At 71.3% G+C, this 25,941-nt stretch carries 27 protein-coding genes; 25 read left to right on the forward strand and 2 right to left on the reverse strand.

Translation table 11 applies throughout. The features are described 5' to 3' along the window. The first annotated feature begins 94 nt into the window (after positions 1-94). From F7Q99_RS17535 to F7Q99_RS17625, 19 genes are all read left to right on the forward strand, one after another. Positions 95-1,195: an LCP family protein gene (locus F7Q99_RS17535; RefSeq protein WP_153462612.1), complete on the forward strand. Its 1,101-nt coding sequence runs from the start codon at positions 95-97 to the stop codon at positions 1,193-1,195. Positions 1,196-1,333: 138 nt separating this feature from the next. After that, on the forward strand, positions 1,334-1,555 hold the full coding sequence (rpmE, locus tag F7Q99_RS17540; protein WP_153462614.1) for a 50S ribosomal protein L31: 222 nt from the start codon (positions 1,334-1,336) through the stop codon (positions 1,553-1,555). A 111-nt stretch (positions 1,556-1,666) separates the two neighbouring features. Next, positions 1,667-2,743, forward strand: a complete 1,077-nt coding sequence (gene prfA, locus F7Q99_RS17545; protein WP_153462616.1) for a peptide chain release factor 1 — start codon at positions 1,667-1,669, stop codon at positions 2,741-2,743. A 61-nt stretch (positions 2,744-2,804) separates the two neighbouring features. Continuing rightward, the gene (gene prmC / locus F7Q99_RS17550; protein WP_153462618.1) at positions 2,805-3,671 is read left to right on the forward strand and encodes a peptide chain release factor N(5)-glutamine methyltransferase; all 867 of its coding nucleotides are present in this window, start codon (positions 2,805-2,807) and stop codon (positions 3,669-3,671) included. A 93-nt stretch (positions 3,672-3,764) separates the two neighbouring features. Then, a complete protein-coding gene (locus F7Q99_RS17555) occupies positions 3,765-4,412 on the forward strand; it encodes an L-threonylcarbamoyladenylate synthase (RefSeq protein WP_153462621.1) in 648 nt (215 codons plus the stop codon). After that, positions 4,409-5,086 (forward strand): arsenate reductase/protein-tyrosine-phosphatase family protein, encoded by a 678-nt coding sequence (locus F7Q99_RS17560; RefSeq protein WP_407697796.1) that lies wholly within the window; start codon positions 4,409-4,411, stop codon positions 5,084-5,086. The genes F7Q99_RS17555 and F7Q99_RS17560 overlap by 4 nt, the downstream gene beginning before the upstream one ends. Positions 5,087-5,204: 118 nt before the next feature. Further along, positions 5,205-6,485 carry a serine hydroxymethyltransferase gene (locus F7Q99_RS17565; RefSeq protein WP_153462623.1) on the forward strand — a complete coding sequence of 427 codons (1,281 nt, stop codon included), beginning with the start codon at positions 5,205-5,207 and terminating at the stop codon, positions 6,483-6,485. 171 nt (positions 6,486-6,656) lie between these two features. Next, positions 6,657-7,937: an MraY family glycosyltransferase gene (locus tag F7Q99_RS17570; RefSeq protein ID WP_326846787.1), complete on the forward strand. Its 1,281-nt coding sequence runs from the start codon at positions 6,657-6,659 to the stop codon at positions 7,935-7,937. Between the two features lie 305 nt (positions 7,938-8,242). Further along, positions 8,243-8,686, forward strand: coding sequence for a hypothetical protein (locus tag F7Q99_RS17575; protein ID WP_153462625.1), 444 nt, complete (start codon positions 8,243-8,245; stop codon positions 8,684-8,686). Between the two features lie 284 nt (positions 8,687-8,970). After that, a complete protein-coding gene (gene atpB, locus F7Q99_RS17580) occupies positions 8,971-9,786 on the forward strand; it encodes a F0F1 ATP synthase subunit A (protein WP_326846788.1) in 816 nt (271 codons plus the stop codon). 90 nt (positions 9,787-9,876) lie between these two features. Further along, positions 9,877-10,113, forward strand: a complete 237-nt coding sequence (atpE, locus tag F7Q99_RS17585; RefSeq protein WP_153462626.1) for an ATP synthase F0 subunit C — start codon at positions 9,877-9,879, stop codon at positions 10,111-10,113. A 36-nt stretch (positions 10,114-10,149) separates the two neighbouring features. After that, entirely contained in the window at positions 10,150-10,710 is a 561-nt protein-coding gene (locus tag F7Q99_RS17590) for a F0F1 ATP synthase subunit B (protein WP_153462628.1), read from the forward strand. Then, positions 10,707-11,522 carry a F0F1 ATP synthase subunit delta gene (locus F7Q99_RS17595; protein ID WP_326846789.1) on the forward strand — a complete coding sequence of 272 codons (816 nt, stop codon included), beginning with the start codon at positions 10,707-10,709 and terminating at the stop codon, positions 11,520-11,522. Before F7Q99_RS17590 ends, F7Q99_RS17595 begins: the two co-directional genes overlap by 4 nt. A gap of 156 nt (positions 11,523-11,678) precedes the next feature. Beyond that, positions 11,679-13,253 carry a F0F1 ATP synthase subunit alpha gene (gene atpA, locus F7Q99_RS17600; RefSeq protein ID WP_153462630.1) on the forward strand — a complete coding sequence of 525 codons (1,575 nt, stop codon included), beginning with the start codon at positions 11,679-11,681 and terminating at the stop codon, positions 13,251-13,253. A gap of 32 nt (positions 13,254-13,285) precedes the next feature. Then, positions 13,286-14,200 carry a F0F1 ATP synthase subunit gamma gene (locus F7Q99_RS17605; RefSeq protein WP_153462632.1) on the forward strand — a complete coding sequence of 305 codons (915 nt, stop codon included), beginning with the start codon at positions 13,286-13,288 and terminating at the stop codon, positions 14,198-14,200. A 2-nt stretch (positions 14,201-14,202) separates the two neighbouring features. Further along, positions 14,203-15,648, forward strand: coding sequence for a F0F1 ATP synthase subunit beta (atpD, locus tag F7Q99_RS17610; RefSeq protein ID WP_153462634.1), 1,446 nt, complete (start codon positions 14,203-14,205; stop codon positions 15,646-15,648). A gap of 184 nt (positions 15,649-15,832) precedes the next feature. After that, on the forward strand, positions 15,833-16,216 hold the full coding sequence (locus F7Q99_RS17615) for a F0F1 ATP synthase subunit epsilon (RefSeq protein ID WP_153462636.1): 384 nt from the start codon (positions 15,833-15,835) through the stop codon (positions 16,214-16,216). Between the two features lie 148 nt (positions 16,217-16,364). Next, positions 16,365-16,865, forward strand: coding sequence for a DUF2550 domain-containing protein (locus F7Q99_RS17620; RefSeq protein ID WP_153462638.1), 501 nt, complete (start codon positions 16,365-16,367; stop codon positions 16,863-16,865). Positions 16,866-16,886: 21 nt separating this feature from the next. Further along, a complete protein-coding gene (locus F7Q99_RS17625) occupies positions 16,887-17,459 on the forward strand; it encodes a cob(I)yrinic acid a,c-diamide adenosyltransferase (RefSeq protein ID WP_153462640.1) in 573 nt (190 codons plus the stop codon). On the opposite strand, the gene F7Q99_RS17630 is transcribed toward F7Q99_RS17625, so the two are convergent. Further along, complete coding sequence (locus F7Q99_RS17630; RefSeq protein ID WP_326846790.1) at positions 17,456-18,040, reverse strand: hypothetical protein; 585 nt, start codon at positions 18,038-18,040, stop codon at positions 17,456-17,458. The two genes, F7Q99_RS17625 and F7Q99_RS17630, sit on opposite strands and share 4 nt — an antisense overlap. 148 nt (positions 18,041-18,188) lie before the next feature. On the opposite strand from F7Q99_RS17630, the gene F7Q99_RS17635 reads away from it, so the two are divergent. The 5 genes from F7Q99_RS17635 (at position 18,189) to F7Q99_RS17655 (ending at position 24,364) form a co-directional block, all read left to right on the forward strand. Further along, positions 18,189-19,400: a sensor histidine kinase gene (locus tag F7Q99_RS17635; RefSeq protein WP_153462642.1), complete on the forward strand. Its 1,212-nt coding sequence runs from the start codon at positions 18,189-18,191 to the stop codon at positions 19,398-19,400. Further along, complete coding sequence (locus F7Q99_RS17640; RefSeq protein ID WP_153462644.1) at positions 19,397-20,047, forward strand: response regulator; 651 nt, start codon at positions 19,397-19,399, stop codon at positions 20,045-20,047. The genes F7Q99_RS17635 and F7Q99_RS17640 overlap by 4 nt, the downstream gene beginning before the upstream one ends. Before the next feature lie 247 nt (positions 20,048-20,294). Beyond that, positions 20,295-21,164 carry a 3-hydroxyacyl-CoA dehydrogenase family protein gene (locus F7Q99_RS17645; RefSeq protein ID WP_153462646.1) on the forward strand — a complete coding sequence of 290 codons (870 nt, stop codon included), beginning with the start codon at positions 20,295-20,297 and terminating at the stop codon, positions 21,162-21,164. Positions 21,165-21,546: 382 nt separating this feature from the next. Next, on the forward strand, positions 21,547-21,870 hold the full coding sequence (locus F7Q99_RS17650) for an STAS domain-containing protein (protein WP_153462648.1): 324 nt from the start codon (positions 21,547-21,549) through the stop codon (positions 21,868-21,870). A 193-nt stretch (positions 21,871-22,063) separates the two neighbouring features. Then, positions 22,064-24,364 carry an ATP-binding protein gene (locus F7Q99_RS17655; RefSeq protein WP_153462650.1) on the forward strand — a complete coding sequence of 767 codons (2,301 nt, stop codon included), beginning with the start codon at positions 22,064-22,066 and terminating at the stop codon, positions 24,362-24,364. A gap of 4 nt (positions 24,365-24,368) precedes the next feature. On the opposite strand, the gene nucS is transcribed toward F7Q99_RS17655, so the two are convergent. Continuing rightward, positions 24,369-25,028 carry an endonuclease NucS gene (gene nucS / locus F7Q99_RS17660; RefSeq protein ID WP_030057515.1) on the reverse strand — a complete coding sequence of 220 codons (660 nt, stop codon included), beginning with the start codon at positions 25,026-25,028 and terminating at the stop codon, positions 24,369-24,371. A gap of 480 nt (positions 25,029-25,508) precedes the next feature. Here nucS and F7Q99_RS17665 point away from each other — a divergent pair, with 480 nt between their 5' ends. After that, positions 25,509-25,901 (forward strand): SCO5389 family protein, encoded by a 393-nt coding sequence (locus tag F7Q99_RS17665; protein WP_153462654.1) that lies wholly within the window; start codon positions 25,509-25,511, stop codon positions 25,899-25,901. The last annotated feature ends 40 nt before the right edge of the window (positions 25,902-25,941 follow it).

Raw genomic sequence — 25,941 nt, forward strand, 5'->3', positions numbered from 1 at the left:
CCCCGGATCGCGCGAGCGGTCCGGGGTTCCTTCCGTTCCGGAGTCGGGACATCCCGAGTCCTTTGGGAGGGCTTGTCCGATTTATTCTGGAGCAATGGCCGAGCAGACGAGGATCCCGAGGAACCGCCGCAAGGTCCTGCGCGTGGCCGCCTGCGCGTTCGCCGCGCTCGTCGTTCTCGGCGCAGGCGCGGCCGTCTACGCGTACTTCCGGCTCAACGGCAACATCAAGAGCGTCGACATCGACGCCCGCCTCGGCGGCGCCCGGCCGCCGGCCGCCACCGACGGCTCGTTCAACATCCTCGTCCTGGGCTCGGATTCGCGCTCCGGCGAGAACGGCGACCTGGCCGGCGGCGACACCGGTGGCAGCGCCCGCTCCGACACCGCGATGGTGGTGCACGTCAGCCGGGACCACTCGCACGCCGACGTCGTCTCGATCCCGCGCGACACGCTGGTCGCCAGGCCCGGCTGCACCGACGCGGGCGGCAGGCCCGTGCCGGGCGTCAAGCGCGCCATGTACAACAGCGCCTTCGAGGTCGGCGGCGCGGCCTGCGCGGTGAAGACCACCGAGCAGCTGACCGGGCTGCGGATGGACCACTACGTCCAGGTCGACTTCGCCGGCTTCGCCCGGGTCGTCGACGCGATGGGAGGGGCCACCGTGACCACGACGGTGGCCATCCACGACCGGGACAGCGGGCTCGACCTCCCGCCCGGCGAGCACCACCTCAACGGGCAGCAGGCGCTCGCCTTCGTCCGCACCCGGCACGGCGTCGGCGACGGCAGCGACCTCGGCCGGATCGAGCTGCAGAAGCAGATGGTGAAGTCGCTGCTGCGGCAGGCCGGCGGGATCGGCCTGTTCGCCAACCCCGTCGAGCTCTGGTCGGTCGGCGACACCATGACCCGCAGCCTCACCACCGACTCGGCGCTCGCCTCGGTGGACGCGCTGGTGGGGCTGGCGCAGGAGCTCAAGGGGATCGGGCCGGACCAGCTCGGCATGGTGACCCTGCCGGTGGTCACCGCCCCCGGCGACCCCAACCGCGTCGTCGAGCAGCAGCCGCAGGCGGACCAGGTCTGGGCGGCGCTCAAGGCCGACCGGGCGATCCCGCAGGCGATCGTCGCGACCCAGCCCGCGAACCCCGCCCAGGCGTCCCCCACGGCCGCCCCGACGGCCCCGGCGACGGCCTCCGCCAAGCGCTGAGGGCGGCCCGGAATATCCCGGAACACCACCCGGTTTGGGAAGATGCGGCCGGTCCTGGCAGACTGGTCCGTCGGTCCCGGTTCACGTGCGGCACTCCAGCCGCCGACCCGGTGCCCTCCCGAAAACTAGGAGAACCCCTTGAAGCCCAACGTTCACCCCGAGTACGTGGTCACCCGTGTGACCTGCACCTGCGGCGCCGAGTTCGTGACCCGCTCGACCGAGACCAGCGGCGAGATCCGCGCCGAGGTCTGCTCGCAGTGCCACCCGTTCTACACCGGCAAGCAGAAGATCCTCGACACCGGTGGCCGCGTGGCCCGCTTCGAGGCCCGCTTCGGCAAGCAGCACAGCGCGAAGGCCTAGCGCTCCCTCGGCGCCGGTTCCCGGCGCCCCCGTACTCGTTCCGGGGGCGCTGGGGGCCGGCGCCGTTCGCGTCCCCTCACACCATCCGATCTCCCGGAAGAAGGCCACCCCATGTTCGAGGCAGTCGAAGAGCTCCTCGTCGAGCACGCCGACCTCGAAACGAGGCTGGCCGACCCGTCCGTCCACGCCGACCAGGCCAACGCCCGCAAGCTGGCCAAGCGGTACGCCGAGCTGACCCCGATCACCCGGGTCTACCGGGAGTGGCGGCAGGCCGGCGAGGACATCGAGGCCGCGCGTGAACTCGCCGCCGAGGACCCCGAGTTCCTCGCCGAGGCGAAGGCCTCCGAGGCCCGCCGCGAGGATCTGACCGAGGAGCTGCGGCTGCTGCTCGTCCCGCGCGACCCCAGCGACGACAAGGACGTCATCCTGGAGATCAAGGCGGGCGAGGGCGGCGAGGAGTCCGCGCTGTTCGCCGGCGACCTGCTCCGGATGTACCTGCGCTACGCCGAGCGGATCGGCTGGAAGACCGAGATCATCGACTTCAACGAGTCCGACCTCGGCGGCTACAAGGACGTCTCGGTGGCCGTGAAGACCAAGGGCAGCACGGAGCCCGGCCAGGGCGTCTGGGCCCGGCTGAAGTACGAGGGCGGCGTGCACCGCGTGCAGCGCGTCCCCGCCACCGAGTCCCAGGGCCGCATCCACACCTCCGCGGCGGGCGTGCTCGTCACCCCCGAGGCGGAGGAGGTCGAGGTCGAGATCCACGCCAACGACCTGCGCGTCGACGTCTACCGCTCCTCCGGCCCCGGCGGCCAGTCGGTCAACACCACCGACTCCGCGGTCCGGATCACCCACCTGCCGACCGGTATCGTGGCGTCCTGCCAGAACGAGAAGAGCCAGCTGCAGAACAAGGAGCAGGCGATGCGCATCCTGCGTTCGCGGCTGCTCGCCGCCGCGCAGGAGGAGGCCGAGCGGGAGGCCTCGGACGCGCGCCGCAGCCAGGTTCGTACGGTGGACCGCTCCGAGCGGATCCGGACGTACAACTACCCCGAGAACCGCATCTCGGACCACCGCACGGGCTTCAAGTCGTACAACCTGGACCAGGTCCTGGACGGCGACCTGAACGCGGTGATCCAGTCCTGCGTCGACGCGGACGCGGCGGCCAAGCTCGCCGCGGCCCAACAGAACTGAGACCGGCGCCCCAGCACCGGACAACCCCGCAGCCGGAGCGCAGAAACAAGAGGTCGTACGGATGAACCTGCTGCTCGCCGAGGTGGCCCAGGCCACCCAGCGGTTGGCCGCGGCCGGCGTGCCGTCGCCGCGCTTCGACGCGGAGGAGCTCGCCGCCTACGTCCACAACGTCAAGCGCAGCCAGCTGCACACGGTGAAGGACGCCGACTTCGACGCCCGCTACTGGGAGGCCGTCTCGCGCCGCGAGGCGCGCGAGCCGCTCCAGCACATCACCGGGCGGGCGTTCTTCCGCTACCTGGAGCTGGAGGTCGGCCCCGGGGTGTTCGTGCCCCGGCCGGAGACCGAGACGGTCGTCGAGTGGGCCATAGACGCCGTGCGCGACATGGACGTCGCCGAGCCGCTGGTCGTCGACCTCTGCTCCGGCTCCGGCGCCATCGCGCTCGCCCTCGCCCAGGAGCTGCCGCGCTCGACCGTGCACGCCTTCGAACTCGACGAGGGCGCGCTGGAGTACACCCGGCGCAACATCGAGGCCAGCCCCGACCGCGCCCGGATCACCCTGCACGCCGGCGACGCCACCAAGGCCTTCGAGGACGACCGCTCCTGGAACGGCCGCTTCGACCTGGTGATCTCCAACCCGCCGTACATCCCGCTCACCGAGTGGGAGTACGTCGCGCCGGAGGCCCGCGACCACGACCCGCACATGTCACTGTTCTCCGGCGAGGACGGCCTGGACACCATCCGCGGCATCGAGCGCGTGGCCGCCCGGCTGCTGCGCCCGGGCGGCGCGGTGGTGATCGAGCACGCCGACCAGCAGGGCGGCCAGGTGCCGTGGATCTTCAACGAGGAACACGGCTGGACGGACGCCGCCGACCACCGCGACCTGAACAACCGGCCGCGCTTCACGACGGCCCGAAGGGCCTCCCTGTGACCGGCGGGGGCGCCGGGAACAGTCAGCGCAGCACGACGGCGCGCAGGGCCGCGCCGTGAACGCCATGAGCCATTCCGGAAGGGGACCGCACCGATGAGCCGCCGCTACGACTGTGCCGACACCGGGGACCGCGCCACCGGCCTGCGCGAGGCCGCCTCGGCCATCCGCCGCGGCGAACTCGTCGTGCTGCCCACCGACACCCTGTACGGCGTCGGCGCGGACGCCTTCTCGCCCGAGGCCGTCGCCGCCCTGCTGGCCGCCAAGGGCCGCGGCCGCAACATGCCCTCGCCCGTCCTGGTCGGCTCCCCGACCACCCTGCACGGCCTGGTCACCGACTTCTCCGAACAGGCCTGGGAGCTGGTCGACGCCTTCTGGCCCGGCGGCCTGACCCTGGTCGCCCGGCACCAGCCCTCGCTGCGCTGGGACCTCGGCGAGACCCGCGGCACCGTCGCCGTCCGGATGCCGCTGCACCCGGTCGCCATCGAGCTGCTGAACGCCACCGGCCCGCTCGCCGTCTCCAGCGCCAACAAGACCGGCGGCCCGTCCCCGGCCACCTGCGACGAGGCGCAGGCGCAGCTCGGCGACGCCATCTCGGTCTACCTGGACGGCGGGCAGGCCGACCACGCGACCGCCTCGTCCATCGTCGACGTCACGGGCAAGGTCCCGGTCCTGCTGCGGGCCGGCGCGATCAGCGTCGAGCAGCTGAGGGAGGTCGTCCCCGACCTGGAGGCCGGAAGTTGACGCCCACCGCCTCGCTCCATGCCGGGCCCGGCATCGCGCCGTACCTGAGCGTGGGCCCCAGGCCGCTGGACCACTTCCGGATCCTCTTCGTCTGCACCGGCAACATCTGCCGCTCGCCGATCGCCGAGCGGCTGACCCGGCGCGAGCTGGACACCCGGCTCAGCCCGCGGGTGGCCGGGCGGATCCTGGTGGAGAGCGCCGGGACGTGGGGCCACGAGGGCGCGCCGATGGAGGAGCACGCGGCGACCGTGCTCGACGAGTACGGCGCCGACAGCGGCGGCTTCACCGGCCGGGAGCTGCTCGACGAGCACGTGGTCGAGGCCGACCTGGTGCTCACCGCGACGCTGGACCACCGCGCCCAGGTGATCTCGATGGGCCACGAGGCGGGGCTGCGCACCTTCACGCTGAAGGAGTTCACCCGCCTGGTGCGGACGATAGACCCGAGCACCCTGCCCGACCCGCGCCGCGGCGCGGACGTCACCGAGCGTGCCCGCGCGCTGGTCAGGGCGGCCGCGGCGCTGCGCGGCTGGCTGCTGGCCGCCACGCCGGAGTCCGACGAGCTGGTCGACCCGTACGGGGCGCCGATCGGCATGTTCCGCAACTGCGGCGAGGAGATATTCCACGCCGTCGACCCGGTGGTCACCGCCCTCACCGGGGTGCCCGCCCGTCGTTAGGGCCCGAGGACGGCCCCAGGCGCCCGCCCGGGTGGACCGGCCCCGCGTCGGCGAGCCGCTCGGCCGGGCCGGTCCTACGCTGGAGGGACCTCACCCCGTAGCGCCCGGGAGCCCCGCCATGACCGTCACCGACGCCGAGACCGGCTCGACCGCGACGAGGGGGCGCCCCCGGGCGTCGGAGGCGCTGCACCGGGCGGATCCGCAGATCGCCGACCTGCTGGCCGCCGAGGCCGAACGGCGGGCGGAGACGATCCAGCTGCTGGCCGGGGAGAACCTGACCAGCCCGGCCGTCCTGGCGGCGCTGGGCGGCCCGCTGATCGACAAGTACGCCGAGGGCTACCCGGGCCGCCGGCACCACACCGGCTGCGCACTGGCCGACGCCGCCGAGCTGCTGGCGATCGACCGGGCCCGCGAGCTGTTCGCCGCCCCGCACGCCAACGTCCAGCCCCGGTCGGCGACTTCGGCGATGCTGGCGGCGTACGCGGCGCTGCTGCGGCCCGGCGACGGCGTCCTCGCGATGTCGCTGGAGCATGGCGGCCACCTCAGCTGCGGCTCGCGGGCGAACTTCTCCGGCCGCTGGTTCGCGTTCACCGGCTACGGGGTGCGCGAGAGCGACGGCCTGATCGACCTCGACCAGGTGCGCGAGCTGGCCCGGCGCTACCGCCCGAAGGCCATCGTGGCGGGATCGATCTCCCACCCCCGGCACCCGGACTGGGCCGCCTTCCGGGAGATCGCCGACGAGGTGGACGCCTACCTGATCGCCTCCGCCGCGCAGACCACCGGTCTGATCGCGGCCGGTGTGGCGCCCTCCCCGGTGCCGTACGCGGACGTCACGGTGGCGGCCACCCACAAGCTGCTGCGCGGCCCGCGTGGGGGCCTGCTGCTGTCCACCGCGGAGCTGGCGGAGCGGATCGACCGGGCGGTGTTCCCGTTCAGCCAGGGCGGGGCTGCGATGAACGAGGTGGCCGGCAAGGCGGTGGCCCTGGCCGAGGCGGCGACGCCCGCCTACCGGGTGTACGCGCAGCGGACGGTGGCCGGGGCGCGAGCGCTGGCGGCAGGGCTCGCAGAGGCCGGAATGCGCCCGCTGACCGGCGGTACGGACACCCACCTGGTGACGGCGGACGTGAGCCCGCTCGGCGTCTCCGGCGCCGAGGCCGAGCAGCGCTGCGCGGCGGCCGGGATGATGCTGGGCAAGTGCGCGCTGCCGTATGACCCGGCGCCGCCGTCCGAGGCCTCCGGGATCCGGCTCGGCACCGGCACGGTGACCACGCAGGGGATGGGCGAGCCGGAGCTGGCGGAGATCGCCGGGCTGATCGGGCAGTTGCTCACCGGGAGTCCGGCCGCACGGGTGGGGGAGCGGGTCCGGGAGCTGGCGGCGGCCTTCGCCGAGATCGGATGAGCCATCTCACTCCCGATAACCCGGTTGTCTACCCGGTAAGGCGAACCGCGATGCGCGCCGCAGGCGTCGGACTCAATAAGGTGTGTGCCGTGGCGACGCACCTCGAACCCCGGACAGGCGCGGGAGTACCTCCGGTACCCTCCCGTTGGACAGTGATGCAGGAGGCCAGTGGTGCGTGAGTATCTGCTGGTTCTGTTCTGCACCGCGGCCGTCACCTACCTGCTGACCGGCCCGGTCCGGAAGTTCGCGATCGCGGCGGGCGCCATGCCGCCGGTCCGCGCCCGTGACGTGCACCGCGAGCCCACCCCGCGCCTCGGCGGCATCGCCATGTTCGGCGGGCTGTGCGCGGGCATCCTGGTCGCCTCGCAGCTGGACAACCTGAGCAAGGTGTTCTCCCAGGGCACCGACATCCGCGCGCTGCTGTCCGGCGCCGGGATCATGTGGCTGCTCGGCGTGCTCGACGACAAGTGGGGCGTGGACGCCCTGGTGAAGCTCGGCGGCCAGATGATCGCCGCCGGTGTGATGGTGTGGCAGGGCGTCACGGTGATCACCCTGCCGGTGCCCGGTGTCGGCGCGGTCGCGGTCAGCCCCACCCAGGGCATGGTCATCTCGGTCACCCTGGTCGTCGTCATGGTCAACGCGGTGAACTTCATCGACGGCCTCGACGGCCTCGCGGGCGGCATGGTCTGCATCGCCGCGATGGCCTTCTTCCTGTACTCCTACCGGCTCTGGTACGGCTACACGATCACCGACGCGGCGCCCGCCGTGCTGTTCAGCGTGCTGCTCATCGGCATGTGCCTGGGCTTCCTGGCACACAACATGCACCCGGCGCGGATCTTCATGGGCGACTCCGGCTCGATGATGCTGGGCCTCATGCTGGCCGTCGCCGCGATCTCCATCACCGGCCGGGTCGACCCCGACCTGGTCACCAGCGAGACCGGTTCGCAGACCGCCACGGTGCACGAGTTGGTGCCGATCTACATCCCGCTGCTGCTGCCCCTGACGGTCATCGCGCTGCCGCTGGCCGACCTGCTGCTCGCCGTGGTCCGCCGCACCTGGGCCGGCCAGTCGCCGTTCGCCGCGGACAAGCGCCACCTGCACCACCGGCTGCTCCAGGTCGGACACTCGCACAGCCGCGCTGTGCTGATCATGTACTTCTGGGCCGCGCTGATCGCCTTCGGCACGGTGGCCTTCTCGGTCACCAACACCGGCCGCACGGTGGTGCTGACGCTGGTCGGGCTCTGCCTGGTCGGCCTGGTGGTGCTGCTCACCCCGCGGTTCCGCCCGCGCGCCCCGCGGGCCGTGCAGTCCTTCGTCCCGCCGCGGTACCGCCGGCGCCAGCCCTCGGCCCCGATGGCTGAACTGTCGGCGAAGGACAAGCAACTTCTGGGTGAAGCCAGCCGTGACTCCTCGACGCTCGACGATCACGGTCACGCCAGCCGCCGCCGGTAGCAAGGGAGTTGACGGGACCTCAAGCCCGTTCACCCGTACGGCGGCACCGTTGGGCCGTCGGTGTGACAGGTGCCACACAATCATGGTAAAGCTCTCATCAAATAGTTTGTGATACCGTTCACGAGTACCGAGAACACGCCGAAAGACCTGACAGGTGGAGGACCTCCGTCCTCGGTCGGTCTCCCTCGACGGGCCCGCCGCTCCAGCGGGCGGCCCGGCGGCGGCCCCTCGGTCCGGTGTCACCCACCACGTACGTCGCGTACCCCTGTTCCTTGCCACATCGACATGCCGCCGGAGCTGCCGACATGCCGTCCACCGACGCCCGGATCCTCCGAGGCGCCGCGATTCCCACTGCGGCCGCCGGGATCATCGCCATGGCGATCTCCTTCGCCGTCGCCGGTGGGAAGGGGCTGCTCGGCGCCCTCATCGGCGCGCTGCTCGTGATGGCCTTCTTCAGCTCGGGCCAGGTCGCGCTCGACCGGCTGACCAGGTCGAATCCGCACATCATGATGGCCGCGGCACTGCTGGTGTACACCACGCAGATCCTGCTGGTCGGCATCGTCCTCGCGGTCTTCAAGAACACCGAACTGTTCAACCGGCAGGCGTTCGCCTTCACCCTGCTGGGCTGCGCGCTGATCTGGACGGGCTTCCAGGTGCGCGGCGCGCTCAAGGCCAAGACCTTCTACGTCGACCCCGACGCCTCCGAAAACAAGGGCGACAAACCCTCGGACTCGGGGCGTCAACAGTGACGACGTCCAACCGTCCCCCAACGAGGGGGGCGGTGTTTATGCCGCACTGACGGGCTGCTATCGTCCGTCGCAACAACGGAGTACGGGAAGAGGCCAGGTCTGTCCGGACAGCGGACGGATCGCCCCCCGGATCCGCGCAGTCTTCGATGATCCCGCAGTCGTGCAGCGCACCGTCACGCGGGGTCCGCGAGAAACCCATCAAGTTCCAGTGCCGCTCCGTGGTCGCAGGCCACGCCGACACACCGAGGTTGCCGTAACCATGCGTCACGACGAAGGAGTCCGTGGTGAGTGCTGATCAGCTCACGTTCCTCGCCTCAGGCAGTTGCCACTTCGGGGACGCTGGCTGCGGCTTCCCGGCGCCGGGTCTGAACGAGTTCGACTTCAAGCCGATCTTCACGATCGGCAGCTTCTACTTCAACAAGCCGATGCTGCTGTCGATGATCGTCGCAGTGCTTGTCGTCGTCTTCTTCTGGGCCGCCTTCGCCAAGCCGCGCCTGGTCCCCGGCAAGATGCAGCTCGTCGCCGAGATCGGCTACGACTTCGTCAAGCGCTCCATCGTGCTGGAGACGATCGGCAAGAAGGGCGAGAAGTACGTCCCGATGCTGGTCTCGATGTTCTTCTTCATCTGGCTGATGAACATCATGTCGATCATCCCGTTCGCCCAGTTCCCGGTGACGGCCGCGATCGCGTTCCCGGCCGGCCTCGCCGGCGTCGTGTGGATCACCTACATGGGGCTGACCTTCAAGAAGCACGGCTTCGTCGGCGGTCTGAAGAACCTCTGCTGGCCGTCGGGCATCCCCGGCTGGGTCATGTTCATCCTGGTGCCGATCGAGTTCTTCTCGAACATCTTCGTGCGCCCCTTCACGCTCGCGGTCCGAGCCTTCGCGAACATGTTCGCCGGCCACCTGCTGATCGTGATGTTCTCCATCGCCTCCTGGTACCTGCTCAGCCCGACCCTGGGCGCGCTCTACGGCTCGGCCTCGTTCGTCGTCGCCGTCGCGCTGACCGCCTTCGAGCTGCTGGTCCAGTTCCTGCAGGCCTACATCTTCGTGATGCTGGCCAGCAGCTACATCGCCGGTGCCCTGGAAGAGGCGCACTGAGCCCGAGGCCCTGGCCTCCCGTGAACCACCTCCCGGATCGCCCGGTGGCCAATCACCACCGGTTCACCACCCCTTCAAAGGACAATCGCAATGAGCATGCTCGCTGAGGGCAACGTCTACGGTTCCGTCGCCTCCATCGGCTACGGCCTCGCCGCCATCGGCCCCGGCATCGGCGTCGGTCTGATCTTCGGTAACGGTGTCCAGGCCATGGCCCGCCAGCCCGAGGCTGCCGGTCTCATCCGTTCCAACATGTTCATCGGCTTCGCGCTGACCGAGGCGCTCGCCCTCATCGGCATCGTCATGCCGTTCGTCTTCGGCAACAAGTAATCCCGCCGGTAGACCCTTTCTGAGGAAGGTCCAGACATGAACACCACCGCGCTTCAGTTCGCGGCCGAGGAGAAGATGAACCCTCTCCTCCCCGCGTGGCCCGAGGTGATCATCGGCCTGCTCTGCTTCTTCATCGTCTTCGGTCTGCTCGGCAAGAAGCTCCTCCCCAGCATCGAGAAGGTGCTGTCGGAGCGCCGGGACGCCATCGAGGGCGGCATGGAGCGCGCCGAGGCGGCTCAGGCTGAGGCCCAGGCCCTGCTCGAGCAGTACCGCGCCGAGCTCAGCGAGGCCCGTCACGAGGCTGCCCGCATCGTCGAGCAGGCTCGCGAGCAGGGTGCCGCCCAGCTCGCCGAGATGCGCGAGGAGGGCCAGCGTCAGCGCGAGGCCATCGTCGCGGCCGGCCACGCCCAGATCGAGGCCGACAAGAAGCAGGCGACTGCCGCCCTGCGCCAGGACGTGGGTTCGCTGGCCTCCCAGCTGGCCTCCCGCATCGTGGGTGAGTCCCTGGAGGACCACGCTCGGCAGAGCGGCGTGATCGACCGCTTCCTGGACGAGCTGGAGGCCAAGGCCGCCGTTGCTCAGGGTGCGGCCAAGTGATCGGCGCGAGCCGCGAGGCCCTCGCCGCCGGGCGGCAGAACCTGGAGAGCCTGACCGACTCCACCTCGGTGGACGCGGTCAAGCTCGCCGAGGAGCTCACCGCCGTCACGGCCCTGCTGGACCGTGAGGTGTCGCTGCGCCGCGTCCTGACCGACCCGTCCCGGTCGGGCCAGGACAAGGCCCAGCTGGTCTCCTCGCTGCTGACCGGCCAGGTCTCCGGCGAGACCGTGGACCTGGTGTCCGGCCTGGTCCGCTCGCGCTGGTCCGGCTCGCGCGACCTGGTCGACGCGACCGAGCAGCTCGCCGCGTACGCCGAGGTCATCGCCGCCGACAAGGCCGGCGTCCTGGACGACGTCGAGGACGAGCTGTTCCGGTTCGGCCGGGTGGTGAGCGGCTCGCACGAGCTGCGCGCCGCGCTGACCGAGCCGAAGGCCGGCGCCGTCGTCAAGGCGGAGCTGATCAAGAAGCTGCTCGGCGGCCGCGCCAACGCGGGCACCGTCCGGCTGGTCACGGCCCTCGTGAACGCTCCGCGTGGCCGTAGCCTGGAGCAGGGCCTGGAGTCCTACTCGAAGCTCGCCGCCGCGCGCCGTGGCCGCGTGGTGGCTCTGGTCACCACCGCGGTGCCGCTGTCGGACACCCAGAAGGAGCGCCTGTCCGGTGCTCTGGGCCGGATGTACGGCCGCCAGATCCACCTGAACATCGACGTCGACCCCGAGGTCGTCGGTGGTGTCCGGGTGCAGATCGGCGACGAGATCATCGACGGCACCGTGTCGAGCCGCCTCGAAGGCGCTCGCCAGTCGCTCGAAGGCTGAGCACCGAAGCAGTACATCCGACCCTCGGTCGGGAAACCGGCTCCCCCAGGAGCCGGCACATCGGACGGCCGGTTCGGCAGACCCGGCCGAGAGTCGAATACTTGCGGCCCTCAATGGCGGGCCGAGGATCGCAAACTAGGAGAGCAGGGAAGCCTGATGGCGGAGCTTACGATCCGTCCGGAGGAGATCCGGGACGCGCTGGCCGACTTTGTCCAGTCGTACCAGCCGGACGCCGCTTCTGTGGAAGAGGTCGGCACGGTCACTGACGCGGCGGACGGCATCGCCCATGTCGAGGGTCTGCCCTCGGTCATGGCGAACGAGCTGCTGAAGTTCGAGGACGGCACGCTCGGCCTCGCGCTGAACCTCGACACCCGCGAGATCGGTGTCGTCATCCTCGGTGAGTTCGGCGGCATCGAAGAGGGCCAGACCGTGCGCCGCACCGGCGAGGTCCTCTCGGTTCCGGTCGGCGACGGCTACCTCGGCCGCGTCGTGGACCCGCTGGGCAACCCGATCGACGGTCTGGGCGAGATCGCCTCCACCGGCCGCCGCGCCCTGGAGCTGCAGGCCCCCGGCGTCATGGTCCGCAAGTCGGTCCACGAGCCGATGCAGACCGGCATCAAGGCCATCGACGCCATGACCCCGATCGGCCGTGGCCAGCGTCAGCTGATCATCGGTGACCGCCAGACCGGCAAGACCGCCGTGGCGATCGACACGATCATCAACCAGCGCGACAACTGGCGCTCGGGCGACCCGAAGAAGCAGGTCCGCTGCATCTACGTCGCCGTCGGCCAGAAGGGCTCCACCATCGCGTCCGTCCGCGGCGCCCTGGAGGAGGCCGGCGCGCTGGAGTACACCACCATCGTGGCCGCTCCCGCCTCCGACCCGGCCGGCTTCAAGTACCTCGCCCCGTACACCGGTTCGGCCATCGGCCAGGAGTGGATGTACGACGGCAAGCACGTCCTGATCATCTTCGACGACCTGTCGAAGCAGGCCGAGGCCTACCGCTCCGTCTCCCTGCTGCTGCGCCGCCCGCCGGGCCGCGAGGCCTACCCGGGTGACGTCTTCTACCTGCACTCCCGCCTGCTGGAGCGCTGCGCCAAGCTCTCCGACGAGCTGGGCGCCGGCTCGATGACCGGTCTGCCGATCATCGAGACCAAGGCCAACGACGTCTCGGCGTACATCCCGACCAACGTCATCTCCATCACCGACGGCCAGTGCTTCCTGGAGTCCGACCTGTTCAACGCCGGCATCCGCCCGGCCGTGAACGTCGGTATCTCGGTCTCCCGCGTCGGTGGCTCGGCCCAGATCAAGGCCATGAAGTCGGTCGCCGGCCGCCTGCGCCTGGACCTGGCCCAGTACCGCGAGCTGGAGGCGTTCGCCGCCTTCGGTTCCGACCTGGACCCGGCCTCGAAGGCCCAGCTGGAGCGCGGTGCGCGCATGGTCGAGCTGCTGAAGCAGGGCCAGTACCAGCCGTTCCCGGTCGAGGAGCAGGTCGTCTCCATCTGGGCCGGCACCACCGGCAAGCTGGACGACGTCCCGGTCGCGGACATCCGCCGCTTCGAGCGCGAGTTCCTCGACCACCTGCGCCTGCAGCACAAGGACCTGCTGGCCGGCATCGTCGAGACCAGCAAGCTGGAGGACGGCACCATCGACGCCCTCACCAGCGCGATCGCCGCCTTCAAGCCGGGCTTCACCACCGCCGACGGCAAGCTCCTCGGCGAGCAGGCCTGAGTCCGGTAGCGAGGGAAAGGACGTAACGACCCATGGGAGCACAGCTTCGGGTCTACAAGCGCCGGATCCGCTCTGTCACCGCGACGAAGAAGATCACCAAGGCGATGGAGATGATCTCCGCGTCGCGCATCGTCAAGGCGCAGCGCGCGGTGGCCGCCTCCACTCCGTACGCCGATGAGCTCACCCGGGCGGTGACGGCGGTGGCCACCCGGTCCAACGCCAAGCACCCGCTCACCACCGAGAACCCGAACGCCTCGCGTGCCGCCGTCCTGCTGATCACGGCGGACCGCGGCCTGGCGGGCGGCTACTCGACCAACGCCATCAAGCAGGCTCTCGCGCTCAGCGCGAAGCTCCGCGAAGAGGGCAAGGACGTGGTGACGTACATCGTCGGTCGCAAGGGCGTCTCGTACTACACCTTCCGCGACCTCGCGGTCGAGAAGTCGTGGACCGGCTTCTCCGACAAGCCGACCTACGGCGACGCGAAGTTCGTGGCGGCCGACCTGATCGAGGCCTTCACGGCCGAGACGGGCGGCGTGGACGAGCTGCACCTGATCTCGACGAAGTTCGAGTCGATGCTGACGCAGACCGCGGTGGACGCCCGGCTGCTGCCGCTGAAGCTCGACGAGGTCGAGCTCAGCGACGAGTCGAAGGCGAAGCACGAGATCTTCCCGCTGTACGACTTCGAGCCGTCGGCGGAGGGCGTCCTCGACGCGCTGCTGCCGCGGTACGTCGAGAGCCGGATCTACAACGCGCTGCTGCAGTCGGCCGCCTCCGAGCACGCCGCCCGTCGGCGCGCGATGAAGAGCGCGACGGACAACGCCGGCGAGCTCATCAAGTCGCTCACGCGGCTTGCCAACTCGGCCCGTCAGGCCGAGATCACCCAGGAAATCAGCGAGATCGTCGGCGGCGCCAACGCCCTCGCCGACGCTAGCCGCGGGAGCGAATGAGTATGACCACCACTGTTGAGCCGACCACGGCGACGGGCCGCGTCGCGCGGGTCATCGGCCCGGTCGTCGACGTGGAGTTCCCCGTCGACGCTATTCCCGACATGTTCAACGCCCTGCACGTCGAGGTGGACAACCCCGACGGCTCGGGCAAGAAGACCCTCACCCTCGAGGTCGCCCAGCACCTCGGCGACGGCCTGGTCCGCGGCATCTCGATGCAGCCGACCGACGGCCTGGTCCGTGGCGCGCAGGTCTCCGACACCGGTTCGGCGATCTCCGTCCCGGTCGGCCAGATCACCAAGGGCAAGGTGTTCAACGCCCTCGGTGAGGTGCTGAACGTCGACAAGGCCGAGTTCGAGTCGCAGGTCGAGGTCCGGTGGCCGATCCACCGCAAGGCCCCGAACTTCGCGGACCTCGAGTCGAAGACCGAGATGTTCGAGACCGGCATCAAGGTCATCGACCTCCTCACCCCGTACGTCACCGGTGGCAAGATCGGTCTGTTCGGTGGTGCCGGTGTCGGCAAGACCGTTCTCATCCAGGAGATGATCTACCGCGTCGCCGAGAACTTCGGTGGTGTGTCGGTGTTCGCCGGCGTCGGCGAGCGCACCCGTGAGGGCAACGACCTCATCCACGAGATGGTGGACTCGGGCGTTCTGGACAAGACCGCGCTGGTCTTCGGCCAGATGGACGAGCCGCCGGGCACCCGTCTGCGCGTCGCGCTCTCCGCGCTGACCATGGCGGAGTACTTCCGTGACGTCGAGAAGCAGGACGTGCTCCTCTTCATCGACAACATCTTCCGGTTCACCCAGGCCGGTTCCGAGGTGTCGACCCTGCTCGGCCGCATGCCCTCCGCGGTGGGTTACCAGCCGAACCTGGCCGACGAGATGGGCCTCCTGCAGGAGCGCATCACCTCGACCCGCGGTCACTCGATCACCTCGATGCAGGCGATCTACGTCCCCGCGGACGACCTGACCGACCCGGCCCCGGCCACCACCTTCGCCCACCTGGACGCGACCACCGTTCTGTCGCGTCCGATCTCGGAGAAGGGCATCTACCCGGCCGTCGACCCGCTGGACTCCACGTCCCGCATCCTCGACCCGCGGTACATCGCGCAGAACCACTACGACACGGCCGTCCGTATCAAGGGGATCCTGCAGAAGTACAAGGACCTCCAGGACATCATCGCGATCCTCGGTATCGACGAGCTGTCCGAGGAAGACAAGATCACGGTGCACCGCGCCCGTCGCATCGAGCGCTTCCTCTCGCAGAACACCTACGTGGCGAAGCAGTTCACCGGTGTCGACGGTTCGACCGTGCCGCTGTCGGAGACCATCGAGGCCTTCAACGCGATCGCGGACGGCAAGTACGACGCCGTTCCGGAGCAGGCCTTCTTCATGTGCGGTGGCATCGAGGACCTCGAGAAGAACGCCGCCGAGCTGGCGAAGAAGTAATCGCGGCCGGTAGCAGCTGAGTGACCGTGAGGGGTGGCCCCCGAGCCTGGGGACCACCCCTCGCGTCGCATCGGCTGTGATTCCGGTCAAATCCGTGCCGCCGGTTTCATGCCGGGGGCGCGGGGCCGTTATTCTTACCGAAACTCCCGAGTAATCGGGGGTTGCATGAGCCTAGGAGCCCACGTTGGCTGAGCTGCACGTCGAGCTGGTCGCAGCCGACCGCAAGGTGTGGTCCGGTGCGGCCACCATCGTCGTCGCCCGTACGGCCTCCGGTGACACCGGCATCATGCCGGGTCACACCCCGGTGCTGAGCGTGCTGGAGACCGGTCCGGTCACCATCCGCACGGTGGACGGCGGAACCGTGATCGCCGCGGTGCACGGCGGCTTCATCTCCTTCGCCGACAACAAGCTTTCTCTGCTCGCGGAGATCGCCGAGCTGGCGGACGAGATCGACGTCGCGCGTGCCGAGCGCGCACTGGAGAAGGCCAAGTCGGACCTGGACGCGCACGCCGAGCGGCGCGCCGAGGTGCGTCTGTTCGCGGCGCGCGGCCTCAAGGCCCACGCCTGAGTGCGCCGGACCCTGGTTTAGCGGGGTCGACCGACGGTCCCGGGGACGCGTGAGCGTGACCCCGGGACTGTCGTCTCAGTTGGTAGGTCAACGCGGTCGCTTGATACGACCGATACGGGGAACGCGGGTAGCGAGGAGGTAGGTGAGCATGGTCCTCGCGCTTGTGGTGTGTGCGGCGGTCGTGGCGCTGGGTGTGATCGGCCTGGTGGCGTTCGCGGTGCGCCGCCGCCTCATCCAGCGGGTCGGCGGCACGTTCGACTGCAGCTACCGGCTCAAAATGCCCGCCGACGCCTCGACGCAGCCCGACCTCGACGAGAACGGCAAACCCACCTCGGCCCCGGTCCCCCAGACCGACGGCAAGGGGTGGGTTTTTGGTATCGGCCGGTACAGCGGTGACTCGATCGAGTGGTTCCGCGTCTTCTCGTACGCCCCCCGCCCACGCAAGGTGCTGCCGCGCCGCGAGATCGAGGTGCTCGGCCGGCGCTACCCGGAGGGCCAGGAGGAACTGGCGCTGCTCTCCGGCTCGGTGGTGCTGCGCTGCCTGCACAACGGGGACCCGCTGGAGCTGGCGATGAGCGAGGACGCGCTCACCGGGTTCCTCGCCTGGCTGGAGGCGGCGCCTCCAGGTCAGAGGGTTAACGTCGCCTAACGTGCCAGCTACGCTGGCCGCATGGTCAATCTGACGCGCATCTACACCCGTACCGGCGACGACGGCACCACCGCGCTCGGCGACATGAGCCGGACCACCAAGACCGATCCGCGGCTGATCGCGTACGCCGACGCCAACGAGGCGAACGCGGCGATCGGGGTGGCCATCGCCGCCGGAGCGCTGCCGGAGGACGTCGTCGCGGTGCTCACCCGGATCCAGAACGACCTGTTCGACGTCGGCGCGGACCTCTCCACACCGGTGGTCGAGAACCCCGCCTACCCGCCGCTGCGGGTCCTACAGTCGTACATCGACCGGCTGGAGGGGGACTGCGACCACTACCTGGAGCAGCTGGAGAAGCTCCGCAGCTTCATCCTGCCCGGCGGTACGCCCGGCGCGGCCTACCTGCACCTGGCCTGCACGGTCGTGCGGCGGGCCGAGCGCGCAACCTGGGCGGCGATCGACATGCACGGCGACACCGTCAACCCGCTGACCGCCAAGTACCTCAACCGGCTCTCCGACCTGCTGTTCATCCTTGCCCGGGCGGCCAACAAGGAGCGCGGCGACGTGCTCTGGGTGCCGGGCGAGAACCGCTAGGCCCGGCCGGCCTTCTCGACGACCCGGCCGTCCTCGACGAGGACGCCGGCCGGCGGCTCCTTGGGCCAGATCGAGTAGCAGGCGGCGACGATCACGTTGACCACGGCGGCGATGCCCAGCTTGAGGTACCACTGCGTGAAGGTGCCGAAGTGGGCGGTGCCCGCGGAGAGCGGGACGAGCAGGGTGATCAGGCTCAGCGTGATCGCCGCCGAGACCACCGTCCGGCCGCAGACCTGCCACTCGTACCTGGTCCGCTCCGGGCCGTACTTGGGGGAGGGCAGGGGCTTCGGACCGCCGGCGAAGCGGTGCAGGAAGTGCCGGTCGGCCCAGCGGACCAGCGAGGGCCCGTACCCGATCGAGAAGCCGGCGTAGCTCGCGGCGAGAGCGTGCGTCCAGCTCGCGGTGGCGCCGCCGCGCAGGTCGAGGACGGTGAGGGCGTAGAGCGTGAGGTCCACCACCGGGAGGCCGATCAGCAGCACGGTGCTGGTCCGGCGCCAGCGCAGCAGGTAGCGGGCGGCGAGGCCGAGGCCGAGCAGGATCCAGAAGGAGATCTCGGCTGCGACGACGAGGGTGACGATCACGTGAAGCTCCCGGGCGGTCGGCGGTGTCACCAGGCTCGCGCGGGCGCGCTCCGGTGTCGTCGTCGCCCGGTGCCGTCCCGGGCTGCATCTTTCGATGTAGGCGTCTCCTCCGCGCACCGGAGCCGGGGCATGCTCCCGGGATGGTGAGATGGTGGGCGTGCTCCGACTTTCCCTCACCCCGCGCTCGCAGGACCGGCTGATCGCCCTCTGCGGGCTGCTCGGCGGGGCGGTGCTCGTCGCCTTCAAGGTGTACGACCGCCCCGACCACGTGCCGCTGTGGGCGGTCCTGGCGCCGATGCTGGTGATGGCGGCGCTGGAGCCGGTCCGGCGGACCCGGCCGGTGCTGGCGGTGTCGGTCGGCGGCCTGGCGTTCGTGGCGAGCCTGTTCGCGGGCAGCCTGCTGGCGACCCTGATCATGTACACCGACCTGCTGTACGCGGCGGTGATCTACGGCAGCCGCCGGATGTCGCGCATCCTGCACCTGACCGGCGGGGCCACTGTGCTGGTGCTGTCCACGCTGACGGCGATCTATGCGGGAACGCCGTCCGCGCTGCTGGTGGCGGTGGTCAGTTCGCTGGTCTTCCTCGCGCCGGTGTGGACCGGCGACGTGGTGCGCAAGCACCGGCAGGAGGCGGAGACCGAGCGGCTGCGCGCCGAACAGACCGCGCTGCTCTCGGAGATGGACCGGCGCGAGGCCGTCGTCGCCGAACGGGCAAGGATGGCACGGGAGTTGCACGACGTGGTGGCTAACCACCTGTCGGCGATCGCGATCCACGCCACCGGCGCGCAGTCCGTCGCCCGCCGGCAGCGGCGGGCCGAGGACGACCCGCTGGTGGAGGCACTGGCGGTGATCCGGGAGAACAGCGTCCAGGGTTTGGCCGAAATGCGTCGCATGATCGGACTGCTGCGGGACAGCGGCGGGGGAGAGGCCGACGAGTCCTACGCGGCGCCCGACCTGGCCGCGGTGGACGCCCTGCTGACCAAGGCACGGGCGGCCGGCCGGGACGTCGGACTGGCCTTCGACCTCACCGAGCAGGGCGAGCGCGGCGAGGTGCCGGTGCCGGTCGGGCTGGCCGCCTACCGGATCGTGCAGGAGTCGCTGACCAACGCGCTCAAGCACTCCGGGCCAGGGCTGGTGACGCTGCGGCTGGACTTCCGGCCCGCCGAACTGCGGATCGCCGTCGACAGCCCGTACCGCGCGGGGGCGGGCCGTGAACTGCCCGGCGCGCGGGCCGGACTGGTGGGCATGGCGGAAAGGGCCGGGCTGCTCGGCGGCAGCTTCGAGGCCGGGCCGCGGGACGGGAGCTGGAGCGTGCGCGCGGTGCTGCCGCACGCACAGAAGAGCGAGGGGCGGGCATGACGATCCGGGTGCTGGTGGCCGAGGACCAGGCGGCGGTGCGGGCGGCGCTGGTGATGATCCTGCGGGCCGAGCCGGACGTCGAGGTGGTCGGGCAGGCCGCCGACGGCGAGGAGGCCGTCCGCCTGGCGCTGGAGCTGCGGCCGGACGTCGTGCTGATGGACGTGCAGATGCCGCGGCTGGACGGCGTCTCGGCGACCCGCGAGGTGGTGGCCGCCGGAGCCGCCCAGGTGCTCGTCCTGACCACCTTCGACCTGGACGAGTACGTCTACGGCGCGCTGCGGGCGGGCGCGGCCGGGTTCCTGCTCAAGGACCTGGAGGCGGACACCCTGGTCGAGGGCATCCGGACGGTGGCGCGCGGGGACGGCATGCTGGCGCCCTCGGTGACCAGGCGGCTGATCGGCACCTTCGCCCGGCCGGACCGGGCGGTCGGGCCGGACACCCGCGAGGCGGTGGCCGGGCTCACCCCGCGCGAGCGGGAGGTGCTCGCCTGCCTCGGGGGCGGGCTGTCGAACGGGGAGATCGCGGCCCGGCTGGAGATGGCGGAGGCGACGACCAAGACGCACGTCAGCCGGATCCTGGCGAAGCTGCGGCTGCGCAGCCGGGTGCAGGCGGCGATCCTGGCGCAGGACCTCGGGATGACGGTCTGATCGTCTGACCAGGTCGGTTGCAGATCACACTCTCGATTGCTACTGCCAGGGAGGATTGGGCACTAGAGTCCCGCCGAGAGCGAGCGGAGCGAGTGAACCGACATGGTGGCGCGCTTCGCGAAAGCGACCGCCGAGCGCCAGCGAGGCGGGACAATTGAGCGACGCGGCTCGCTGTGGCGGAGACCCCTGCCCTGAGCCGCCTTCAGGGCCCGCCCGCAGGGCGGCGACGGCATCGGGAGACCCAGCCATGAGCAATGCGTCCAGCAAGCAGATCGCCGTGATCGGTGCCGGCCTGATGGGCGCCGGCATCGCCCAGGTGTCCGCGCAGGCGGGCCACCCGGTGGTGCTGCGGGACGTCACCGAGGAGGCGCTGCAGCGCGGCCTCGCGGGCATCCGTGCCTCGTACGAGAAGTTCGTCGCCAAGGGCAGGATGAGCGCCGAGGACGCCGAGGCCGCGCTCGGCCGGATCACCACCACCACCGACCTGGGCGCCGTCTCCGAGGCCGACATCGTGGTCGAGGCCGTGTTCGAGAAGCTGGAGGTCAAGGAGGGCGTCTTCCGGGAGCTCGACAAGCTCGCCAAGGACGGCGCGGTGCTCGCCTCCAACACCTCCGCCATCCCGATCACCCGGATCGCCGCCGCCACCCAGCGCCCGGAGTCGGTCGTCGGCGTGCACTTCTTCTCGCCGGTGCCGCTGATGAAGCTGGTCGAGCTGGTCCGCGGCTACAAGACCAGCGACGAGACGCTGGCCGCCGCCCGCGCCTTCGCCGAGGGCGTCGGCAAGGAGGTCGTGGTGGTCAACCGCGACGTCGCCGGCTTCGTCACCACCCGCCTGATCACCGCGCTGGTCGTCGAGGCCGCCAAGCTGTACGAGTCGGGCGTCGCCACCGCCGAGGACATCGACACCGCCTGCCGGCTCGGCTTCGGCCACCCGATGGGCCCGCTGGAGACCGCCGACCTGACCGGCGTGGACATCCTGCTGCACGCCGCCCGCAACATCTACGCCGAGACCCAGGACGAGAAGTTCGCCGCCCCGGAGATCATGGCCCGCATGGTCACCGCCGGCGACCTCGGCCGCAAGAGCGGCCGCGGCTTCTACCCGTACGAGGGCAAGTGACCCCCTGCCGGGGCGAATGAGCCGACGGAGCCGAAGGACCGGACGGGCCGTGCGATCGGAGCATCGTACGGCCCGTCCCTCCGAGGGCGGGTGAGTTTCCTCACGCCGGGTGCCGCCGACGGGTGATTTGGGCGGTAATCGAGCGTAGGTGTGGAGAGTTCCTGCGTATATTCCCTCGGACGAGTGAAGTTGCTTCAGATCTGACCGGAACCGGCAACCCGCGGTACTGGTTCGCTGTCAGATGAGGGGGAACCCGGCATTCCGGCTGGATCCGGGCGCGGGGCCACGGCCCGCCCGGACGACACCCCCGCCACCCCCGAACCCGGCACGGCCCGGGGCGGAACGACACCCCGAACCAGTCGGCGAGGCGAAGGAGGAGAGCATGCGCATCACCGGCGACCACACGGCGCTGGCCATCGAGGGCCGCCTCGACGTGCGCACCGCCGCCGACGCGCGGGCCCGGCTGCACCAGGCCGTCGACACCGGCCTCGGCGACCTCGTGCTCGACCTCGCCCGGCTGGAGTTCTGGGACGCCACCGGCCTCGGCGTGATCATGGGCACCCACCGCCGGGCCGGCCGGATCGGCCGCCGGCTGGTGCTGCGCTCGGTCCCGGCCCAGCTCCAGCGCCTGCTGGTGGCCACCAAGCTGCACCGCATCCTCGCCGTCGACGGCGGCGTCGCCGAGGCACACGGCTTCATCCTCTGACCTTCACACGGGACCCCGCTGCACACGCGGGGCCGGATGTGCGAGAGTCTCCCGTCAGAACACGGCCGCCGGAGGCGGGCTCAGCCTCCCCCAGCCTTCAGCCGGGAGGTGCCCCAACCCGCACGCGGCCGCGACCGAGACGTCAGCCGGCCGGCGCGGGGCGCCGGCGGCCGAGCACGATGCGGAGCAGAACGTGGCACAGCCATCCGGTGACTTCCGGCAGGAGGCCGTCCGCACCCGCGGGGGCGAGCTGGTCTGCGGCGGCCTGCTGGTCGGCGTCGGCGCCCCGGACGGCTCCGAGGCCCGCCCCTGCCCCGAGGAGTGGCGCCCCCGCCCGCGCCGGATCGAGCGCAGCGAGCCCGCCCGCGGACCGGTCGGCGGCGTCGAACGGGCGGTCGGACCGCTCGCCCTCGGCGCCGGGCCCGCCGACCTGCCGCTGCTCGACCGCGAGGCCGACATCGCCGAACTCCTCGGCCTGCTCACCGAACGCCGCTCGATACGCCTGGTCGGCCCGGCAGGCTCCGGCCGCAGCGCCCTGCTGTCGGCCGTCGCCGAGGCCGCCGCCGACCTCGCCCCCGGCGGCGTCGTCCAGCTCTGCGGCCACCACCGCACCGCCGCCGACCTGCTCCAGGAGCTCTTCGCGGCCACCCACCACGCCCCCGGCTACCGCCCCGACCCGGGCCGGCTGGCCGCGCACCTCGCCGAGGTCGCCGCGATCGTCGTCATCGACGGTGCCGAGCCGGCCGGCGCCGAACTGGAGGAGCTGCTCGCCGCCGCGCCCGGCTGCGCCTTCCTGATCTCCGTCGCGCCCGGCAGCCCGGCGCTGCCCGACGGCTCCCGGCTCCAGGACCACGCGGTCGGCGGGCTCTCCCGCGGCGCCTGCCTCGCGCTCGCCGCCCGGCTGGCCGGGCGGCCCCTGGACGCCGCCGAGAAGGCCTGGGCGGTCGACCTCTGGTTCGAGTCCGAGGGCCTCCCGCTGCGCTTCGTCCAGGCCGCCGCGCTGCTGCGCCAGCGGGACGTCGCGGTGGACGCGCTGGTCGCCGCCGAGGAGGACCGGCGGGACGTCTTCGGCGCCGTCAAGGAGCCGGTCCAGGACCCCGACCCGGCCGTCCGGGAGAACGCGCTGCGCCGGACCGTCCCGCTGCCGTCCGTCGCCGAGACGGCCTCGCCCGCGGTCCGGCTCGCCGAGGGGCTGAGCGAGCCCGCGCAGGCCGTGCTGCGGCTCGCCGTGGCGCTCGGCGGCGAGTGCCCGACCGCGCCGCACCTGCCCGCCCTGATCGACGTCGGCCAGGGCGAGAGCGCGCTCGCCGAACTCGCCGACGCCGGGCTCGCGGTGTCCATCGGCGGCCACCACCGGCTCACCGCCGGCGCGCTCGAACTCCTCGCCCCGCACTGGCCGGCCCGCGACTGCATCGACGGCGCCGCGCAGCACTTCGCCTGGTGGGTGGCGCACAGCTCGGTGTCGCTGCCGCAGATCGCGGCCGAGGCGGAGGTGGTGATCGGCGTCCTGCTGGCCGACCGCACCGCCGGCCGGCACGAGGCGGTCGTCCGGCTGGCCCGGGCCGCCGCGCCGGCGCTGGCGCTGTCGCTGCGCTGGGCGGCCTGGGAGCGGGCGCTGCAGCTCGGGCTGGAGGCCGCCCGGCGGACCGGTGCCAAGGCCGACGAGGCCTGGTTCCACCACGAGCTGGGCGTCTACGCGATCTGCGTCCGGGAGCCGTCCCGGGCGATCGCCGAACTGGAGACCGCGCTCACCCTGCGGGCCACCGTCGGCGAGCAGCGCGGGGTCGCGTCCGCGCGCCGGATGCTCGACCTGCTGCGCGCGGACGGCCGCCAACTGCCGGGCGCCGCGGCCGCCTCGTCGGCCGCCCGCGGGCCGGTCATCCGCAAGATCGCCGCCAAGGTGCCGTCGAGCCTGCGGTCCGGGACCGGGAAGCGGCGCCGGGTGCTCCTCGCCTCCACGGTCGTGCTCACGCTCGGGGTGCTCGGCTCGGCGGTGGCGATGAGCGTCACCGGGCCCGGGGAGCACAAGGCCAACGACCCGCACGGTCAGCTCGACAACGGCGGAACCGTCCCGAACGGCCAGCTCCCGCTGCCGCACCCCGGCGCGTCCTCGACGGCCACGGGCGGCGCGGACGCACCCGGCAGCAGCCCGACGGCGGACGGGACCAGCCCGGCGCCCTCGGCGAGCGGCAGTGCGACGCACTCGCCGTCCGCGTCGGCGTCGGCGTCGGCGACGAGGAAGCCGAGCCGCTCGCCCGGCGCGACCGAGTCGGACGCCCCGCAGGAGCCGCAGCCGCCGCAGCCCGCGCCGGGCCAGCCGCAGCCGCCGGCCCCGCAGCCGGGGCCCCAGCAGCCGCAGCCGCCGCAGCCGACCCGGCCGGGGCCGAGTGGTACCCCGACGCAGTCGGCGTCGGCGACTGCCACCGCCACCGCGACGCCGTCCGCCACTGCGACGTCGTCGTCCTCGGGAACGGCCAAGCCGCCCGGTCCGTGAGCCGTCAGAACAGCTTCAGCTTGTCGTCGTCGATGCCGCGCAGCTCGTCGTAGTCCAGCACCACGCAGCCGATGCCCCGGTCGGTGGCCAGCACGCGGGCCTGGGGCTTGATCTCCTGCGCGGCGAAGACGCCCTTCACCGGGGCCAACAGCGGGTCCCGGTTGAGGAGTTCGAGGTAGCGGGTGAGCTGCTCGACGCCGTCGATCTCGCCGCGCCGCTTGATCTCGACGGCGACCGTGGCGCCGTCCGAGTCGCGGCACAGGATGTCGACAGGGCCGATCGCGGTCGGGTACTCGCGGCGGATCAGCGACCAGCCGGCGCCGAGCACCTCCATCCGGTCCGCCAGGAGCTCCTGGAGGTGCGCCTCGACGCCGTCCTTGATCAGGCCCGGGTCCACCCCGAGCTCGTGGGAGGAGTCGTGCAGCACCTCCTCCAGTGTGATGATGAGCTTCTCGCCGGCCTTGTTCTCCACCGTCCAGACCCCGTCGGCCTCCTTGAGGGCGCACGGCGGGGACATCCAGTTGAGCGGCTTGTAGGCGCGGTCGTCGGCGTGGATGCTGACGCTGCCGTCGGCCTTGACCAGGATGAGCCTGGTGGCGGAGGGCAGATGGGCGGAGAGCCGACCGGCATAGTCGACTGAGCAGCGGGCAATTACGAGACGCACGGTCGACCACGCTAGCCCACCGGGGCCAGTTGATGCGATTCCGCGACGATCGGGTGAAGAAACCGCGAACCCCGCGAACATGGAGGTTCGGCGATTTCGTGACCGCGATGTGCGCTCTGGCGGTCATGCCCATGGGTCGCTACGGTGTGTGACTGCATGCTTGCGGGGGGAGCTGTCAACGGGGACGGAGACTTCAGGTGAACGATCCGACGGGATCAGGCCAATCTGTTGCGAACAGGCGTATTCCCGGAGCAATCCAGAGGAATGACCTGCCTGGCCCGCCGTCGGCTGCCACGCTGTTCCGAGCGGTGAGTGCCCACGACGTCACGTCCGGTGGCGCTCCCGCCTCCGTACGGTGCCGGAAACAGCCGCACACCGGTGTTCCGGACATCACGCGCGATTTTCACCCACCCTCATTCTGAGCTTGGACTACGCATGACCACCCGGGCGCCGCGCGGGTGGACCGCGAGAGGAGAATCCATGTCGCTCGACGTCTCACCGGCCCTGCTCGAGAAGGCCGAGCGGGGCGAGGTCGACGAGCGGGAATTCGTCGACTGCGTCCGCGTCTCCCTGCCGTACGCCTGGGAGCTGATCAGCTCCCTGGTCGCACAGACCAAGGTCGACGGCACCGACTTCGCCGACAACCAGGTACCCCCGCCCAGCGAGCAGGCCCGCGGCCAGCTCCTGCGCGCGCTGGCCAGCGACGCGATCCGGGGTGCCCTGCAGCGGCACTTCGGCGTCCGGCTGGCGTTCCAGAACTGCCACCGGGTGGCGGTGTTCCTGCCGTCCGACAAGAACGAGGCGCGGTACGAGCGCTTCACCTCCGTCCGGGCGCAGCTGCTCAACCAGTCCCCGGAGTTCCGGGACTGCTGACCGGCGGGCCCGGACCGTCGCCGAGCCGTCCATCTCCCGG

This window comes from Streptomyces kaniharaensis, assembly GCF_009569385.1.
In the GTDB taxonomy this organism is placed as follows: Bacteria; Actinomycetota; Actinomycetes; order Streptomycetales; family Streptomycetaceae; genus Kitasatospora; species Kitasatospora kaniharaensis.